The sequence below is a fragment of the Ectothiorhodospira variabilis genome, assembly GCF_022227625.1.
GTDB classification, from domain to species: Bacteria; Pseudomonadota; Gammaproteobacteria; order Ectothiorhodospirales; family Ectothiorhodospiraceae; genus Ectothiorhodospira; species Ectothiorhodospira haloalkaliphila.
Map to the genome: position 1 here is coordinate 1 of NZ_JAJNAO010000060.1, position 511 is coordinate 511.

General features: G+C 62.0%; 2 protein-coding genes. Both read left to right on the top strand.

Annotated features, from left to right (window positions below):
* Positions 1 to 243 (top strand): PD-(D/E)XK nuclease domain-containing protein (locus LPW30_RS15915; RefSeq protein WP_239681370.1); only part of this gene is annotated, 243 nt, incomplete at its 5' end.
* A 42-nt stretch (positions 244 to 285) separates the two neighbouring features.
* Positions 286 to 511, top strand: a 226-nt coding sequence (locus LPW30_RS15920) for an AAA family ATPase (protein WP_239681371.1), incomplete at its 3' end; no start/stop codon positions are given.

Consider the following 511-nt stretch of genomic DNA (forward strand, 5'->3'; position numbering starts at 1 on the left):
TCCAGCCACCACGGCAAGGTGGACATGGCGGTGGATTTCAGCGGTCACATCTACCTGTTCGAATTCAAGGTGGTGGAGCAACTCCCCGAGGGCAGGGCGCTGGCGCAGATCAAGGCCAGAGGCTATGCCGACAAGTACCGGGCCAGTGGCAAGCCGATCCACCTGATCGGGGTGGAGTTCTCCAGTGAACAGCGGCAGATCGTGGCGTTTGAGGTAGAGACGGTCCACAAAAAGGGGCCATGATAGACTGCCCCCGGCACACGACTTGTCCCTGGAGGGCCAGGCATGGCTGACCAACAGCGGCTCAGACTCCCCATCGGCATTCAAACCTTCTCCGAGATCCGCGAGGGGGGCTACTACTACGTGGACAAGACGCCGGTCATCGAGCGCCTGGTCCAGCAGAACAAGTACTACTTCCTCTCCCGCCCCCGCCGATTCGGCAAGAGCCTGTTGCTCGACACCCTGCGCTGCCTGTTCGAGGGTCGCCAGGCGCTGTTCGACGGGCTCTACG